At 68.0% G+C, this 15,528-nt stretch carries 17 protein-coding genes; 9 read left to right on the top strand and 8 right to left on the bottom strand.

The genetic code is table 11. From position 1 onward, the window contains the following. Positions 1-150 precede the first annotated feature (150 nt). The gene (locus ACIQE0_RS38360; RefSeq protein WP_366336326.1) at positions 151-819 is read right to left on the bottom strand and encodes a YdcF family protein; all 669 of its coding nucleotides are present in this window, start codon (positions 817-819) and stop codon (positions 151-153) included. A gap of 16 nt (positions 820-835) precedes the next feature. Then, complete coding sequence (locus ACIQE0_RS38365) at positions 836-1,936, bottom strand: hypothetical protein (RefSeq protein ID WP_366336324.1); 1,101 nt, start codon at positions 1,934-1,936, stop codon at positions 836-838. A 154-nt stretch (positions 1,937-2,090) separates the two neighbouring features. Between ACIQE0_RS38365 and ACIQE0_RS38370 the strand changes: the two genes are divergently transcribed. Further along, positions 2,091-2,486, top strand: coding sequence for a hypothetical protein (locus tag ACIQE0_RS38370; RefSeq protein ID WP_402340924.1), 396 nt, complete (start codon positions 2,091-2,093; stop codon positions 2,484-2,486). Positions 2,487-2,557: 71 nt separating this feature from the next. Here the strand turns inward: ACIQE0_RS38370 and ACIQE0_RS38375 are convergent, their stop codons facing one another. Continuing rightward, positions 2,558-3,091 carry an SUMF1/EgtB/PvdO family nonheme iron enzyme gene (locus tag ACIQE0_RS38375; protein WP_366336320.1) on the bottom strand — a complete coding sequence of 178 codons (534 nt, stop codon included), beginning with the start codon at positions 3,089-3,091 and terminating at the stop codon, positions 2,558-2,560. Between the two features lie 14 nt (positions 3,092-3,105). Here ACIQE0_RS38375 and ACIQE0_RS38380 point away from each other — a divergent pair, with 14 nt between their 5' ends. From ACIQE0_RS38380 to ACIQE0_RS38400, 5 genes are all read left to right on the top strand, one after another. Beyond that, entirely contained in the window at positions 3,106-3,546 is a 441-nt protein-coding gene (locus ACIQE0_RS38380; RefSeq protein WP_366336318.1) for an ATP-binding protein, read from the top strand. Positions 3,547-3,786: 240 nt separating this feature from the next. Next, positions 3,787-4,182 (top strand): DUF6082 family protein, encoded by a 396-nt coding sequence (locus ACIQE0_RS38385; RefSeq protein WP_402340928.1) that lies wholly within the window; start codon positions 3,787-3,789, stop codon positions 4,180-4,182. Positions 4,183-4,263: 81 nt separating this feature from the next. Then, on the top strand, positions 4,264-4,434 hold the full coding sequence (locus tag ACIQE0_RS38390) for a hypothetical protein (protein ID WP_366336314.1): 171 nt from the start codon (positions 4,264-4,266) through the stop codon (positions 4,432-4,434). Positions 4,435-4,802: 368 nt separating this feature from the next. Beyond that, positions 4,803-5,777: a thiopeptide-type bacteriocin biosynthesis protein gene (locus ACIQE0_RS38395; RefSeq protein ID WP_402340932.1), complete on the top strand. Its 975-nt coding sequence runs from the start codon at positions 4,803-4,805 to the stop codon at positions 5,775-5,777. A gap of 140 nt (positions 5,778-5,917) precedes the next feature. Beyond that, positions 5,918-6,193 carry a hypothetical protein gene (locus ACIQE0_RS38400; protein ID WP_402340953.1) on the top strand — a complete coding sequence of 92 codons (276 nt, stop codon included), beginning with the start codon at positions 5,918-5,920 and terminating at the stop codon, positions 6,191-6,193. A gap of 211 nt (positions 6,194-6,404) precedes the next feature. Here the strand turns inward: ACIQE0_RS38400 and ACIQE0_RS38405 are convergent, their stop codons facing one another. Continuing rightward, positions 6,405-7,370, bottom strand: coding sequence for an alpha/beta hydrolase (locus ACIQE0_RS38405; RefSeq protein ID WP_402340934.1), 966 nt, complete (start codon positions 7,368-7,370; stop codon positions 6,405-6,407). 332 nt (positions 7,371-7,702) lie between these two features. After that, positions 7,703-8,920: a cytochrome P450 gene (locus ACIQE0_RS38410; protein WP_402340937.1), complete on the bottom strand. Its 1,218-nt coding sequence runs from the start codon at positions 8,918-8,920 to the stop codon at positions 7,703-7,705. Positions 8,921-9,664: 744 nt separating this feature from the next. Between ACIQE0_RS38410 and ACIQE0_RS38415 the strand changes: the two genes are divergently transcribed. Beyond that, entirely contained in the window at positions 9,665-9,823 is a 159-nt protein-coding gene (locus ACIQE0_RS38415) for a hypothetical protein (RefSeq protein WP_402340940.1), read from the top strand. 256 nt (positions 9,824-10,079) lie between these two features. Here the strand turns inward: ACIQE0_RS38415 and ACIQE0_RS38420 are convergent, their stop codons facing one another. Both ACIQE0_RS38420 and ACIQE0_RS38425 read right to left on the bottom strand, forming a co-directional pair. Further along, positions 10,080-10,751 (bottom strand): hypothetical protein, encoded by a 672-nt coding sequence (locus tag ACIQE0_RS38420; protein WP_402340943.1) that lies wholly within the window; start codon positions 10,749-10,751, stop codon positions 10,080-10,082. A gap of 323 nt (positions 10,752-11,074) precedes the next feature. Then, positions 11,075-11,716, bottom strand: a complete 642-nt coding sequence (locus tag ACIQE0_RS38425) for a hypothetical protein (RefSeq protein WP_402340946.1) — start codon at positions 11,714-11,716, stop codon at positions 11,075-11,077. Positions 11,717-12,026: 310 nt separating this feature from the next. On the opposite strand from ACIQE0_RS38425, the gene ACIQE0_RS38430 reads away from it, so the two are divergent. Further along, positions 12,027-13,220: a peptidase M6 gene (locus tag ACIQE0_RS38430; protein WP_402340949.1), complete on the top strand. Its 1,194-nt coding sequence runs from the start codon at positions 12,027-12,029 to the stop codon at positions 13,218-13,220. A 268-nt stretch (positions 13,221-13,488) separates the two neighbouring features. Here the strand turns inward: ACIQE0_RS38430 and ACIQE0_RS38435 are convergent, their stop codons facing one another. After that, positions 13,489-14,349: an enoyl-CoA hydratase/isomerase family protein gene (locus tag ACIQE0_RS38435; protein WP_366336298.1), complete on the bottom strand. Its 861-nt coding sequence runs from the start codon at positions 14,347-14,349 to the stop codon at positions 13,489-13,491. A gap of 154 nt (positions 14,350-14,503) precedes the next feature. Between ACIQE0_RS38435 and ACIQE0_RS38440 the strand changes: the two genes are divergently transcribed. Then, positions 14,504-15,121 carry a TetR/AcrR family transcriptional regulator gene (locus ACIQE0_RS38440; protein ID WP_366336296.1) on the top strand — a complete coding sequence of 206 codons (618 nt, stop codon included), beginning with the start codon at positions 14,504-14,506 and terminating at the stop codon, positions 15,119-15,121. The last annotated feature ends 407 nt before the right edge of the window (positions 15,122-15,528 follow it).

Genomic DNA, 15,528 nt, shown 5'->3' on the forward strand with positions numbered 1-15,528 from the left:
GGCTCGACCAGCACACCGCCGATCACCACGAAGAATCCTCCGCTGTGGTGGCAGCGTGATCAACCCCCGAAGGATTTACGGATCCGACCACTTAGCCTCGGGAACAAGTTCGGCTGATGGATTGCGCAGAGCCGTCCCGCTGTAGTCGGGTCATCCGGCAATGAGCCGGCTGGTGAATCCATCATTGATGAGCGACACATACGCAGAATGCACGTCCTCAGGAACCTCCTGCTCGATGGCGAACCCGAGCGCTGGATACTCGATCACCCGCTGGAGGTCGCCGACGAGTTGGTCGGTGACAAGCTTCTCGTCACCGATGCTCTTGAGGTAGTCGTCGAACTCCAGTGGCTCTGAAGCACAGATCACTTCGACTTCCGGCCACATCTTGCGGGCGGTGGCGAAGGAGCGTCGCTCCATGTAGGGCATGGAGATCAGCATTACCGTGTCCGGCTTGATACCTGCGGCGGTCAGGACGTCCCTGGAGAACGTGATGTTCTGGCCGGTGTTGCGAGCCCTGGGCTCCAGCAGAACCGCCTCGTTTGGCACTCCGAGGTTGAGAGCGTGCTCACTGAAGTGCACAGCCTCGCCACGAGGGAACCGTTCCGGCGCGGTGGGGTTGGGGCCGCCCGTGAAGACGAGGGTCGGGAAGAGGCCGGCGCGGTACAGCTGGGCGCAGAAGGCGGGCACCCCAAAATCGTGGCTACCGAGACCGATCGCGGCGTCAGTCGGTCGCACGTCATGGTCCATCTGGTGGTAGTCCCAGATCAACTTCGCCCGCTGACGCTGGTCGTCGGTGATGGCCCGCTGGTTGTCCGTCACTCGTTTGTCTCCCTGGTTACGGTCGGAGAGGGCCGAGTGGCCCCTGGCTCGTCTTCCGGATGCCCTCGATACTTCGGAGCTGATGGCTCAACCCGAACTCGGCGGCAAGTTTCTGAGCGCCGTCGAGGACACGGAACCCATCATCCAGGGTGACGGGGTCAGACAGCAGGATATGGCCGTAGGCAGTGTCCAGACGCACTCGCTGCATGGGCGAATCGGCCACACCGGTACTACGAGCGATGTCGATCAGCCGCAAGGCTGCGTTCAGATCGCCCGCGCCGCGGCAGGCCAAGGCGAGCTTCTGCTGAGCCACCGACCAATCGTCGGGTTCGGATAGGTCTTCAAACTCGTGGATGGCGCCCTGCATGACGCGGGCGGCATAGTCGTGGTTTCCGTCCTTGCTCAAGGCCGTTCCTACCCACAAGCGTGCGCGAGCTCGGTCCCGGCGCCCCAAGCGATCATCGACGGCCAGGTCCTCGTACCGACGGGCAGCCATGCCCAGCTCGCCGCCCATCTCCGCTACCACAGTCAGGGAGAGGTCGAGTTGGGCGACGCGTCGTGGAATCTCCAGTTGGGCGAAGATCGACCGTGCTCCCGCGTACGAGCGTTGAGCGGACAGCGGCCCAAGGACCTCTCCCTGATCACGCTGGAGATCGCCAAGCAGCGTTGTGGAGCGGGCAAGTAGATAGAGGCCGCGGTCATCCAGGTCGGACGGCTGGAAGCGGGCAGTCCAACGGTGCAGGAGATCGTCCGCATAGCGGAACTTCTGACGGGAGAGCGCGACGACAGCGCGCTCGAGATCGTCCGCCCACTCTTCATACTCCCAGGCTCGCGGACGCGGGATCGTCACCCGTCGGTTCAACCCTGCCGGCGCCTGTCCCGCCTCCGAGAGATAGGTCTCGAACCGGAGGTGCGACGCTGAGTCGGCTCGTGCAAGGGTGGTATCCAGGATGGCTTGGCTGTCGGCGTTGGGCTTGGTCCCGGTCAGCAGCTTTTCCCACTTCGAGACCGTGTTGACCGCAACGCCAAGGCGCTCGGCGAAGCCGCGGACGCTCATCCGGAGAGCCTGCCGCAGGGCGCGGGCCTCCAGGCCGGTCCACTCGTGAACGGTCGCCACGCGTCTCTCCCTTCCATGCGTCAGGGAAGCACGGCACGTGCAGCCGTGGGGACGGAAGTGGGACACAAGTGGAACAGCCGTTGATTCCCATCGTACTCGCGCGCAGAGAAGGTGTAACTGGCAGAGTTCACCGATCCCTTGGGCGGTCAAGACCATGGAACCTCTCACCGAGCAGCGCAAGGTTAGTGGCCCCATCGTCTACGGCTTCCTGCGCCTGGCAGGCCACTCTCCAGCTCGGCAGCAGGCGCTGACTGCAACCGTCATCGAATACTGCCGGACCCATGAGTTGACGCTGGCCGGCCTGTTCACGGAACGCTGTGCGTCGACAGCCGCCGCATTCACCGGCCTGCTGCAAGCGCTCCAGGTGCCCGGCTCCTACGGGGTCGTCCTGCCTGCGCCCTCACACCTCGGCCCGAAGAAGATAGCGCTGGAACGCATGCGACGGCTCGATGCGACTGGGGCACGCCTGCTCCTGGTCCGTGGCACCCGCCAGGGGCCGCGAGCTGGCCTCCAGCCGGAGCGTGGCCCCGTCTTGGAGGCCGAGTCATGACGCCTCTTTCAGCGATTACCCCCGTGCAGTCGAAACACGGTTCGACCAGAGGGTGCTCGCAGGGCACAGCGTCAGGAGGGGGATGCACAGCGGAACCCCGTGTAGTTGTCCTTCATGGATCTGTTCGCTGTGTTCTCAAGTGCCGGTGCAGCACGCTCGAACGGACTGCTGAACGCGGACCCCTTGAGCTGGTGACGGTAGGGCCCGTCAACGCCAAGCGTGGAACACCGCCCCCAGACTTCGCCGCACAGATCATGGACGCCGTACGGGCTGGCACCGGACTGGCACCGGGCGACTGGGGCGGCGGAGTCAATGCCCAACTCCGCGGTATTGCGCTTCGCGGCCGTCGGCTTCTCTCCCCAGGGCCAGGCACGCCCCATCGGACCGCAGGCAGCTTTCTCCCACTGCCGGGCACTAGGAAGCACCTTGTCCGCCCAATGCGCGTACACGTTGGCGTCGCGCCAGGTCACCCAGACCGTGGGGTGGTTGCGCAGGCCCCTCGGGCAGCGGCTTCCAGGCAGCCAGTGCTGTGGCGGCAGATGCCCGGTGGCACGGACGAATCCCTCGTAATCGAGGCACGTTGCATGCTTCCCCACACCGCCCATCAGGGAGGTCCCCAATGACCGTCGCAACGGTCGATGCACCGGTCGCCGCAAGCCGGCCGCCACGGCCCGCGTACGCCGCCGTCGAGGTGTCGTTCGCCCCGGACACGGTCTGGGTCGGCCGCTCACGTCGGATCACCAACGCGTTTCTGCAGTGGCTCAAGGTGAGTGCCCCCTTGGCGGAGGACATCGTGCTCTGTGTCTCCGAACTGGTCACCAACGGCGTCACGCACGGCGAAGGGGACGTCTCGCTGCGCGTTCGATACCGCAACAACGAGGTCCGCGTCGAGGTTGTCGACGGCAACCCGGAGCCCGCCACGATGCGGTCGGCGGACGACAACGATCCGTCGGGCCGGGGGCTGTTCCTCGTCAAGGTCCTCTCCCGGACATGGGGCGTGAGTGAAGACGGCAAGACCACGTGGGGCACGTTCCGAATCCCCAACAAGGCGAGGCCATGATGGTCGCCGTCGCCACTCCCGCCGGGCTGCTGAGGCGACCGGCCACCGAGAACGACGTGGCCAAGTGCAGGCCTATCCACGTCCTCTCCCGATCCCTCGCAGACGAAGGGATCCCCGACGACTTGATCACAACCCTGGAAGAAGTCCCCAGCGACCGACCTGGCGCCGCCGCCCCTGCCCGGAAGATGGATGGCTTGTTGGTCAGGCTTGGACTGCCGGCACCGCGCCAACGGCCGCCGGATGTCTGTCCGCTGGGCCCTGAGGAAGCGGCACGGATCAGCGACCACTTCCGTCGGGCCACGCGGCTGCTCGTGCAGGTCACTCCGCGCCAACCCGGACCTCTCCCAGGACTGGGCGCCCAAGGGGATGGACGGTGGGGAGTTCGCGCAGCTGTTGAGCGAGAACCAACAGATGGTCGTGCTCTCGCTCCGGCACCGACTCCGCCTGCTCCGCGGCAGCCGACTGCGCTTCGTGGCGGACACGCTCATGGAGCGGGAGGGCGCCCGGCGCTACTGGGAGCACTTCGGCGCGTCCCGCGCACGAGAGGCGGAAGGCAACCGGTGCGCCCAGCGCTTCACCGAGGCGATGCAGACCGCCTACCTCGCCCACTGTGCGGCGAAGCCCGCCGGCGTCTGATCCCCACCGAGGTACTCCAGCAATTCACAGGCTGCGTGCGGGCTTCACCGCACTGCGGAACTACCACTTCGAAAGGACATCGTGGGCAAGGGCAAGGACACCCTCAAGGCGGCGAAGACCGCTGGTGACAGGCGCAACAACGGTCGAGGCAACGCCCAACGGCAAGAAGTGATCGGCCTTCGGCACGACGAGCGGAAGCACGTCTGTCAGGACTACTGCGACAAGCCGTGCCCGCTGAACCCGAACAGCTAGCGGTCTAGCTCCACTGGACCTGCCCTACTCCGCACTCCTGCCGGGGTCCGGGTGCACTGCCCGCCGCCGGTCCTGGCACAAGGCTCGGCGCCGGAAGGTGGGGAGGGGTTCACCCCCTCCCCACATCACCCACATCACCCACATCACCCACATGCTCCAACGTGAAGGAGATCTGCTTCTGCTCGATGGCCGCATCTCAGCCACTGTCGGTGAGCGCCGCACAACGCGGTGTCCGACGAAACCCTGACCACCCTCATCCGCGCAACGTCCAACCAGAACGTGGGACTGCTGACGGGCAACGCCGGATGCGCCCTTACCCTGTCCTCGTTGACCGCGGGCGCGCCGATCACTCAGACGGGATGGGATGCATGCCTGTTGATCGACTGACCGCCATCGACCGGGCCGTCCTCGACGTCTTGGCCGGTCACCCCCTGGACGAGATTGCCCAACGGGCCGACATGCATCCGGCACACCTGGCGGACGCGGTCGAGCTCTTCCAACAGGCTGGACACGATGCCATCGCGCACCAGACCAGCCAGCTCGGTTGGCAGCAGATCTTCGTCGAATTCCCGGACTGGTCCGCCGCCGAATCCACCGCAGCCACCTACCTGGAACCCGTGCTGAGCCAGGCTCAAAAAGCCGGCTCCCTCACCGGCTGGTGGTTCATCCGTAAGCACCCCTGCTGGCGCCTGCGCCTCCACCCGCGGCCCGGCTCCACCGCCATAGCCGACGTCAGCGCGGCACTCGACCGGCTACAGGAGCACCATCACGTGAAGCGATGGTGGCCGGGCATCTACGAACCGGAGACCGCGGCCTTCGGTGGCGCCCTCGGGATCGATACCGCTCACGAACTGTTCATCGCCGACAGCCGAGAAATTCTGCGCTTGCCCGTTCGCCCAGACATCGCCCTCGGACGCCGCGAGCTCTCCGTTCTCCTGTGCTCGGCCATGATGCTCGGCGCTGGCCTGGAATGGTACGAAGCCGGCGATGTCTGGGTCCGCGTCATGAGCGACGAGGGCCGTTCCGCAGCCGAGCAGATCCCTGAAGAACGACGCCTGCAACTGGTCCAACAGCTCCGCACTATGCTCCAGGCCAGCACCGCCCCGACGGGCCCCAACCTGGCCGCCGGCGGTCCCCTCCGCCCAGTCGACACCTGGGTATCTGCCTTCCGCAACACAGGCGGAGTGCTCGGCGCCGCAGCCTATGCCGGACGACTCGAACGCGGCCTCCGCCATGTCCTCGCCCTCCACGTCATCTTCCATTGGAACCGACTCGGTCTATCCCACCGAACCCAGAGCGCCTTGGCATGGTCCGCCCGACAGGCCGTGTTCGCCCCGCTGTAACACGGTCAGGTGCGCCCGCCGTGCCGCAGCGTGACGAAGCAGGGGCATCCGCGCCCCATCGCGGTGCCCCTGACCACAGCAGCGATTCCGATGTGCGAGCATCCGGTGCCTCGTGCTGCTGAAGCTCACTCGCAGTGTGGTTGGCACACCGAAACGCGGATGCTGCCCGGCCGGCTGGCCGTGGACCGGTATGGGCGTACTGGATCGGCCACTCCACCCCCACCAAGGCCGCCGTCCTCCAGCAGGACGGCACGATCATCGCCGTCAGCCCCGACTCCCCATCCCTGGCTGTGCTACGCAATTGGCTCACCATCTGGGAAGACGCCGGACGCCCGGCGCCCAAGACGTACACCTCCACCTTCACGCACGACGAAGAATCCGGCCCGACCGGCTGGAGCCTCCGCCTGGCCTCCTGACGGCAGTTTGGCGTGCCTTCGCCTGGCTGCCCCAGTTCGAACGGCTCCGCATCCGCTGGGAACGACGCGCCGATCTGCGCCAGGGCCTGCTCGACCTGTGCCTTCGTATGCCTCCGCCGGCTGCGAACCTCGTTCCGCAATGATCGGTTATCCGGAGAGCATCAGCCCCCACCGGGCCGGTGGGGAACGGGCCGGTGGGGAACGGTGGGGGTTACCGCTTGAGGATGCGGTGTAGCCAGCGGACGCGGGCCTCGCGGGCGTCGCGGGCGACGGCGGTGTCGGGTGCGATCTGGTCGAAGCCGTGGAATCCGCCCGACCAGACGTGGAGTTCGGCATCGCCCCCGGCTTGCCAGATACGGGTGGCGTAGGCGGTGCCCTCGTCGCGGTAGGTCTCGGCGGCGCCGGCGTCGATGTAGGCCGGCGGCAGGCCGGACAGGTCGGTGGCGCGGGCGGGTGCCGCGTACGGCAGGACCCGGTCGGTGCCGCGGGCCTCGCCGAGCAGCGACGTCCAGCCGACCTCGTTGGCGCGCCGGTCCCACACGCCGCGGCCGGCCATCTGCCGGGCGGAGGCGGTGTTGTTGCGGTCGTCGAGCATGGGGCACATGGCCAGCTGGCCGGCGAGGCGTGGTCCGCCCCGGTCGCGCGCCATGAGCGCGACGGCCGCGGTCAGCCCGCCGCCCGCGCTGCCGCCCGCCACCACGATCCGCTCCGGATCGCCGCCGATCTCCGCGGCATGCCGTGCCACCCACACCAGGCCCGCGTAGCAGTCCTCGACGCCCGCCGGGTACGGGTGCTCGGGAGCCAGACGGTAGTCGGCACAGACCACGACGAGCCCGAGGGGTGCGGCCCACTCGCGCAGGATGCCTGGCATGCCGGTGCGGCCGGTCCCGCCGATCATGCCGCCGCCATGCAGGTGGTAGATGACGGGTGCGCCGTCGGACAGTCCCGCCGGGCGGGCGATCAGCAGCGGGACGTCCGGCGCTCCGTCGGGGCCGGGCACCGCACGCTCCACCACCTCGAAGCTCCCGCCGTCGCGCAGTTCCTCCAGTGTGGGATCGGGCGCGGTCTCGGCGAGGTATGCGCGCCACCGCGGCACGTCCGCGGGTGACGACGGCTCGGCGCCGCGCAGGTCGCCCAACCCGTCCAGAACGATTGCCGCTTCCGGGTCGAACGGCACGGGAGCGGGCCGGTTTTCCCGAGCCGCCGGAGCCGCCGTGGCCGCGGGTGGCTCGGAAGTCGCGGGGGTCCCAGGGGTCCCAGGGGCGGTGGAGGCCGTAGGAGTTGCGGAGGCCTCTGGATCGGCCGGGGCTGCTGGGCCGGTGGTCCGGGTGGGAGTTCCGGGGGTCCGTTGCGGTTCGTCGTCAGGCACGGGGCGGGTGTTCATAGATTCCTTTCTGGACGGGTGTGGGCTGCGCACCCGGTACGTGCCGGGTGCGCGCGGCGGAGCCGAGCAGGGGCGGCGAGGAGCGCACAGGGTGCAACGGCGCGCAGGCGGCGGGGCGTTCCAGGTCACCAGGTGACGGGCAGTTCGTGTACGCCGTAGGCGATCATGTCGTGTTTGAAGCGGATGTCCTCGTCCGGGAGGGTGGTGCGCAGTCCGGGGAAGCGGCGCAACAGGGCCGGGTAGGCGAGTTGGAGTTCCTTGCGGGCCAGGTTCTGCCCCAGGCACTGGTGGACGCCGTAGCCGAACGCGAGGTGTCCGCGTACGTCCGGCCTGTCGACGTCGAACCGGTCGGGGTCGCGGAAGGCGGTCGCGTCGCGATTGCCGGAGGCGTTCGGCACGATCACGCCCTCCCCCGCGCGGATGAGCCGGCCTGCGATCTCGACGTCTTCCGTGGCGACCCGGGAGAGCCCGTTCTGGGTGATGGACAGGTAGCGCAGCAGTTCCTCGACGGCCGACGCCACCCGGGCGGGATCGTCGCTGTCCCGGACGACGGCGAGCTGGTCGGGGTTGCGCAGCAACACCAGTGTGCCGAGGGCGAGTTGGTTGGTGGTGGTCTCGTGCCCCGCGACCAGCAGCGTTATCGCGGTTTCGACGAGGAGCGCGGGAGTGAGTTCGCCGGTGCGCAGGCGTGTGACGACCAGGGAGCTGAGCAGGTCGTCGCCCGGATCCTCGTCCTTGCGCCGGATCAAGTCGCCGAGGAAGTCGGCGAGTTCGGCGCGGGCGGCGGTGAACTCCTGCACGGTGCTCTCCCGGGAGATCATCGTGCCGGCCACGCGTTGGAAGAGGGCATGGTCCTGCCGGGGGACGCCGAGCAGTTCGCTGATGACCAAGGAGGGCATGGGCAGCGCGAAGGCTGCGACCAGGTCGGTCGGCGGCCCGGCGGCCTGCATCCGGTCCAGCAGGTCGTCGATGATCTGCACCAGTCGCGGAGTCATCGCGGTGACCTGCTTGAGCGTGAAGCGCCCTATGAGCATGCGGCGTTGACGCGCATGCTCCGGATCGTCCTGCATGCTCAGGGCCTGCACCTCCTGGCGGCCCTGTGCCTTGAAGCCCTCGGTCGGTGCGGGAAAGCCGGGCCTGCTCGGGTCGGCGCTGAAGCGCGGGTCGGCCAGCACGGCGCGCTGGTCCTCGTAACGGGTGACGAGCCAGGGCGTCTGCCCGTCCCAAATCCGTACCCGGACGAGCGGAGCCTGCGCGCGCAGGGCGGCGTAATACGGCGGTGGGTCGAAAGGGCAGCCGGGAGCGCGGTCGAGGGGGAAGTCAGGAGTCGTGGTCTGCGGCACCGGTGTCTCTCCTCATGATCAAGGCGTGATGGGGGAAGCGGCCGGCTGCGGGGGCCAACACCGGTCCCTTTGGGGCTCGTTGTGGACCGCAGCAGGCGGGCAGGCACGATCACCTCCGGCGGCCGAAGCCGACCGGGGCGGGCCCGCACGGAGAACAACAGATTCAAAGGAAGGCTCGAAGGCTGAGACGACACCCACGGCACCGCACGACGCGGCAGACCGGTCATATTCCGTGCGGAGACCGATACTGCGCGGCGTGGCTTGACCCGGTATCGCCCAGCGCGGCGCCGCCGGTACCCACGCGCGCCCTTCCTCGCCCCGCACCGGGCACGAAGAGGATCAGTGCACACGGTGCGGAAGGAAGGGAACGGCTTCCACGAGAGGACCGGTGACCAGACTCACGGCCCAGGGAGAGGGTGACAGCACGCACGGAAGGACCCCGCGCCAAGACGCGCGGTACAACACGCCCACCACACATGGTGAACATGCACCGGGGAACGCCGCCTTCGAAGCGGCTACAGTCTGTCAACCTCGATGATCACGCGGGCATGTTAGCACTGCCCGCACGGCACCCGTCCAGGTGCCGGCGATGACGGCCCAGCTCGGCACAGCGAGAGGGCCGTAGAAACGGAATCACCCCTCGCGGCCCTCACCCTGACGGAAATCCGCACGACCCTGACCGGGGAAACAGCAAACGGCAACTGGAGTACCGGTCAACGACTTTGCGCCGAGGGGGCCAACCCCATGAGCAACGACAGCGGACGCTGGAGCGAACGACAACTCTGGGACGCCTGGGCGGAACACTACGACGCCAACCTCCTCGGCACAGCCGATCCTTCTTCCGCCGAAACTGCGGGCTCCACCGATACGGTGTCGGCCGCCCCGACGAGTCGACCGAGCTGACCGAGCTGACCGACGACGGTCGCCAGGAAGATGGGCCCCGCGAAAGCCACGCCCAGCGGGGTGCCCAGGGGCGGGTGACGCCAATTCACGTAGCCCACGAGGCCCGCGTCGAGCAGACACACCAGCACCAGGACGAGGATCAGCGGCAACCGGAGGGCGCGGGCCGGCAAGGCGGCCTCCTACTGGTGTCGCCCAGGTGGGCGGCCCGCGCGGCTTACCAGCTGGACGCCGGGCGGCCCCGGCGCCAGCTGGTACCTCAGGCGCGGGCAGCGGCGGCGGCGACGATCCAGTTCCTGAACTCGACGGCGTAGTGCCGCAGGTGGTGCTCCAGGACGTCCCCCGGGCACGTGGTGGGCACAGAGATCGTCAGGTGTGCGGTGAAGCCGTCGGCGGTGTCGCCGAACTGGGTCAGCGCCCGCCCGATGACGGTGCCGTCGGCCAGGAAGAGGTTCGAGGACATCTTGTGCGGGAACTCGGTCTCGGGGAGGAGTTCGTCCGCGTCCGCGGCCCAGGCCAGCGCGTCCGTTCCCCAACCACCCATGTAGAAGGAGCAGACGTGGGGGCCGATGTTCTCCACCACGTTGAACGCCCCGTCGGCCCCGGGGGCCATCACGTAGTGCTCGGGGTGCGCGGCGAGGAGCGCTTTCTCGTCGCCCGAGAAGGCCTTGTCCATCCAGGCCAGGAACTCGCCCGAAGTCAGCCCGCGCGTCGCGAGCACCGTCGTGCCCGCCGTGAAGCTGCCGTCGGAGGCGACGGCGCTGTCGCGCAGGAAGGTGTTGCCCTCTTCGATGTCCGCGGCCAGGAGGTCGAGCAGGCCCTGGCGGCCCAGGCGCGTCCGGAAGCGGTCCAGGGCGCGGCGGGCGTAGAACAGCTCGAAGTCGTCAATGCTGCCGGCGCCGGTGGGCCCGGCCTTGAGCGTCACCGTCACGGGAGGGAGAGTCTGATTGCCGGTCATGGTCGAACCCCCAGTGGAATGTGAATGTGAATCGATGTTCGCATCATGAGGGTATGCGGAGAGCACCACTTGTCAAAGGGACCTGCTGAGACCGCCGCCGATCCCATGCGCGACATGACCAAGGAACCAGCGCCCTACCGGGAACCTCGGCAGGCCCGCAGCGCCGCGACCCTGGCCCGCGTACTGCGGGCGGCCGAGGAAATCGCCTCCTCGGCCGGCCTGGAGGCGATGACGATCGGCGGTGACGCTCAGGGCGCCCGCCGCGCCGTGGCGCCGCTGATCCGTACCGGTCAGCGTCAACCCGCCGATGAGCAGCTGCCGTTGCCCCTGGCGCGCCAGGATCTTCGGTGCGATGACGCAGGACAGGAAGGCCACCACGCCACCGGCAGGACGCCGAGCCTGGACCGGAACGGCGAGCAGCCGAGCATGCCCTGCTTGTGCAGCGGGGCGAAGAACAGCAGCTCGTTGACGATGAAGGAGAAGATGAAGGCGGCCGGGGTCCCGGCGCACGGGTGCGGGGAGGCCAAGAGGTTCAGCCGGAGCAACAGGTCGCGGGTGCACGCCTCTTGGACGAAGAAGCCCACCAGCAGGGCCAGGACCAGGGCCAGCGCGCCGAACGTGCCGACATCCAGCCGGGCCGCTCTGCCGCCGCGGGTGACGCCGAAGATGACCAGCACGAGACCCGCCGTGATGCTCACCGCGCCGACCGAGGCGTAGATGCCAAGCAACCGCCCGGCCCACGCCCGCTGCTCCACCAGCAGCCTGAACTCCGCTCCAGTCGGCGGCCGGTACGCAGCCGGCGCCCGCTCCCCCAGCGGCGGCCGGGTCGCATGCTCCTTCTTCTCCGGATCACTGACCGGGACGGCGGTCCCCTTCCACACCTCATCGACCGCCCACGCCAACCGGTTCGCGCACACCTCCGCTCGCTCCCGCACCACCGCGAGCCGATATCGAGCACGAGCCGCAGGCGTTTGCGCCCGTCCACAACCTGCCGATGGACCGGACGTCCTTGACTCCGTCATGCACTGGGGCGCCTTCCGTTTCACTCCATGGGGCGGTTTTGACCACATTACGTCCGGGCTGTCTCTCAGTGACCGCAATAGTCTCGCCATGAGTGAGATGCGAGTACCGCGCGATGGGGCTCCGGCGGAGGGTCGGCCGCACGAGGTGAACCGGTTGCCGGGTAGGGGAGGAAGATCGCGGCCGATCGACCGCAGCCTGAGTCCCCCACTTCGGGCCAGACATGCCATGCGTTTCCGGCTCTACCGAACGCAGCGCCCACTCCTCGTATCGGCCCTGTGCGCCCTCGCGGCCCTGCTCGCCCTGACCACCGTCCCCGCCCAGCACGCCCACGCCGTCAACGGAAGCACCTCGCCGTGCGCGCTGCAGGGCCAGGGAACGACGGTCAACGAGGGCCAGAACACCAACTACACCCAGTTCCTGAATCCCCTCGGCACCAAGAACATCGGCGTGGTCTACGTGGACTTCCCCGACGTGGCCGGCGCCGGCGATGTCGCGGACTACTACAACCTCCTGTCCCCGGCGGCCGACTGGGTGTGGAACGCCTCGTACGGCAAGACCTGGCTGAAGATGCGACCGGTGGTGAACCGGTGGGTCCGGATGCCGTCCGCCTCCAACGCCTACGGCACCTCCAGCCCCACCTATCAGCAGCACTCCCGGTACGTGGCCGACGCGCTGCGGGCCGCGGCCGACGCCGGCGCCGACCTGGCCGGGTATGACATGTTCTACATCGTCTCCACCGCCCACTCCCAGGTCAGCGGCTCCCACGCATGGTATTGGACCCCCTCCCAGCCGATCGTCGTCAAGGGCACGACGATTCGCTCGGCGGTGACGTTCGGCACCGACATGTGGCATTGGGGATACAAGGTGGCCGCCCACGAGACCGCGCACGCCTTCGGGGCACCCGACCTGTACGCCTTCAGCGGCGATCAGCACCGGTACGTCGGCGGCTGGGACGTCATGGGTCATGTGACCGGAGCCGCCCCGCAGTACTTCGGCTGGCTCTCCTGGAAGTTCGGCTGGACCGGCGACGACCAGGTCGTGTGCGTGTGGCAGAACAGGACCCAGAACACCGCCGCTTTGAACGGGGTGGAGTACACCGGCGGCACCAAGCTGCTGGTGGTCAAGACCGGCGCCACCACCGCCTACGTCGCCGAGGCACGCAGGAAGGCCCACAACGATTCCGGTGCCTGCTCCTCCGGCGTTGTCCTCTACAAGGTCGACACCTCCGTCGCGAACGGCCAGGGACCGATCAGAGTGGTGCCGAACCCCAACGCCGCGGCGCCGACAGCAGGCTGCGGCACGCTGGACATGGCGGCCTGGCAGCCGGGCCAGACCTTCTACGACCGCGCCGCCAACGTCCAGTTCACCGTCCGGTCCGCCGATGCCTACAACAGCACGGTGAACGCCATCAAGTGGTGACCCAACGGATGTTGTCCGCGCTGACCAGCGGTCCGCGAACGGCCCGGCGGCCCCTCGATGGTCCGACGGTGATCGGGCGCTGAGGAAGCCTCGGCTGCCGCGGCATCGCCTGTTTCCCCGCCCCGATCAACGGCGGCCCGACCGCCCCGGACGGCAAAGAGACCCGCCCGCGGGTCTCTTTGCCGTCCCTTCAGCGTGTCAGGCAAGGGGCTTGTTCGAGGAATTCTTCCCACGGAGCCTCTGCGCACGGAGGGCGAGAGCTTGGCACTCAGATGCTGTTGGCGATGCGCTCGTGGTCCCGTTCGCCCTCGCGGGTCTGGATACCAGCGGCGAGCAGCTTGTGGGCGAGCTCGGTGACCTCATCGCCGAACGCCGCGACCAGGCCCTCGTTCTCAACGGCGTACGCCGCATGCGGAATCGGCTGCGCGACCGCGTCGACCGCAGCCTTCGTGCTGGAGATCACCTCCGGCCGGAGGCCGGCGATCCGTCGGGCGAGGGTGTCGACGAAGGAATCGAGTTCTGCGGCGGGCAGGGCACGGTTGATCAGGCCGTACCGTTCCGCGAGCTCCGCGCCCACGAGTTCGGCGCCGAGGATGAGCTCCAGCGCGCGGGCCCTTCCTGCCAGGCGCGTCATGTTCACCGTGCCGCCGCCTCCCGGGAGGATCCCCATCAAGGACTCCGGCTGCCCCTGCCCCGACTTGCCGATCGCCGCGAATCGCATGTCCAGGTACATGAAGAACTCGTTGCCCGCGCCGCGCGCGAAGCCCGCCAGCTTGCCGATGGTGACCTGCGGCAGCGAGCGGACCTCCTCGCTCATCGCCTGGAGGATGTTCAGGCCTTCCGGGACGGTCGAACCGGGCGCGGCCGCGATCGCAGCGCGAGTGGCCGCAGGCAGCGCGTCAGGGTCGGTGAGGTAGGCCATGTCACCGTGCGCAACGAAGAACTCCGGGTCAGCGCTCTCGAAGACGATGACGCGGACGTCGGCGTCGTCCCGCACACGCGCGACGAATGCCCGGAGTGACGGCAGGAGGACCGCGTCCATCAGATTGAGCGGCGGGTGATCGATTGTCACCGTCGCGACCCCGTCCGAGACGTCGATCGTCAGGGCGGGAAGGTCTTCGTAGCTCATGAGGTGGCTCCCTATCGCGGTAAGAGACGGCCCGTGACCGGGCCGCCGGCTGGGGACAGTGTCGCGAATCTCAGCATCGCGACTGACACTGAGTATCAGGTTAGGAACCTGTGTCCGAAGAAGCAAACGAGTGTGTCGGAGTACACTCGTCCCCATGAGCGCAGCGCCAGTCGGTACCCGTGAGATCAGCCGCCACGCGGTGCGAGCAGAGCTGGCCCGCGTCGCGTTCAACCGGTTCTGCCTCACCGGCTTCAACCAGGTCACCTTCGCCGACCTCTCCAAAGCCGCCGGAGTGTCGCGGAGCACCTTCCTGCGTTACTTCGGCACCAAGGAAGACGTGGTCCTGTTCGTCTTCGACCCTGTCGGTGACGTCATCACTGACGCGCTCGATGCCGAGCGGGCCAACCAGGACGACTGGAGCAGGCTGCGCAACGCCCTGGAGTCAGCCGTGAGGTTCCTCGTGCGCGACGTCCAGGAACTCGTGACGATCCTCGGCCTCATCGAGCAGACCCCAGCCCTGTGCGCACGCCTCCGCGAGAAGCAGACTGAATGGCGACCAGAGATCGTCGCCCGACTGCAGAAGGCAACCCCCTCGACCGACGGGTCATCGGTCATCGCCAACGTTCGCGTAGCAGCGGCGCTCGAAATCTTGTGGATCGTCCTCGGGCAATGGAGTGCGAGCGACGGCCAAGAGGACCTCGGCAAACTGCTGGACGCTGCGTTCGCCGCCTTCTCGACCCCGGCATGCCAACAGACGGACGCTCCGTTGTAAAGGGCCGAGGCGGCGGCTTCCTCGGCGGTGATCGCGTCGTCGGAGTCCAGCCCCGGCCGCGAGCGCAGGAGTGGGGTGTCGATCCGGCCGAAGCGGACGGTGTCCACGCGCGCCGAGGCCCCCACCGCCCTATCTGTGCGACCTCTTACCTTTACTTTTTACCGTTGCGACCGGCTTTGCCGGTTGCAACGGTGTTCTTTTTCTTGGGTGTTGGGTGTGTTTTGCCTGCTGGGTAGCGGGTGCGGGGTGGTCGGGTGGTGCCTGGTGGGCGGCCTGGGCCGGGTGTGGTGGGTTTCGGCTTTCTGGCTGGGGTTGAGGTTCCCCCGAGATGCGGAGGATGTTGACAGAGGGTCAGATGGGACTCATGAGAGGACCTTTGACCATGGCCGCCCCCAGAAAGTACTCGC

Origin of the sequence: Streptomyces sp. NPDC093097, assembly GCF_044754325.1 — a bacterium.
Classification (GTDB): domain Bacteria; phylum Actinomycetota; class Actinomycetes; order Streptomycetales; family Streptomycetaceae; genus Streptomyces.

Coding starts and splice junctions, on each gene's coding strand:
- ACIQE0_RS38370 (WP_402340924.1), top strand. CDS start 2,091: ATGGAACCTCTCACCGAGCAGCGCAAGGTTAGTGGCCCCATCGTCTAC.
- ACIQE0_RS38375 (WP_366336320.1), bottom strand. CDS start 3,091: ATGGGCGGTGTGGGGAAGCATGCAACGTGCCTCGATTACGAGGGATTC.
- ACIQE0_RS38380 (WP_366336318.1), top strand. CDS start 3,106: ATGACCGTCGCAACGGTCGATGCACCGGTCGCCGCAAGCCGGCCGCCA.
- ACIQE0_RS38385 (WP_402340928.1), top strand. CDS start 3,787: ATGTCTGTCCGCTGGGCCCTGAGGAAGCGGCACGGATCAGCGACCACT.
- ACIQE0_RS38395 (WP_402340932.1), top strand. CDS start 4,803: ATGCCTGTTGATCGACTGACCGCCATCGACCGGGCCGTCCTCGACGTC.
- ACIQE0_RS38415 (WP_402340940.1), top strand. CDS start 9,665: ATGAGCAACGACAGCGGACGCTGGAGCGAACGACAACTCTGGGACGCC.
- ACIQE0_RS38430 (WP_402340949.1), top strand. CDS start 12,027: ATGCGTTTCCGGCTCTACCGAACGCAGCGCCCACTCCTCGTATCGGCC.
- ACIQE0_RS38435 (WP_366336298.1), bottom strand. CDS start 14,349: ATGAGCTACGAAGACCTTCCCGCCCTGACGATCGACGTCTCGGACGGG.
- ACIQE0_RS38440 (WP_366336296.1), top strand. CDS start 14,504: ATGAGCGCAGCGCCAGTCGGTACCCGTGAGATCAGCCGCCACGCGGTG.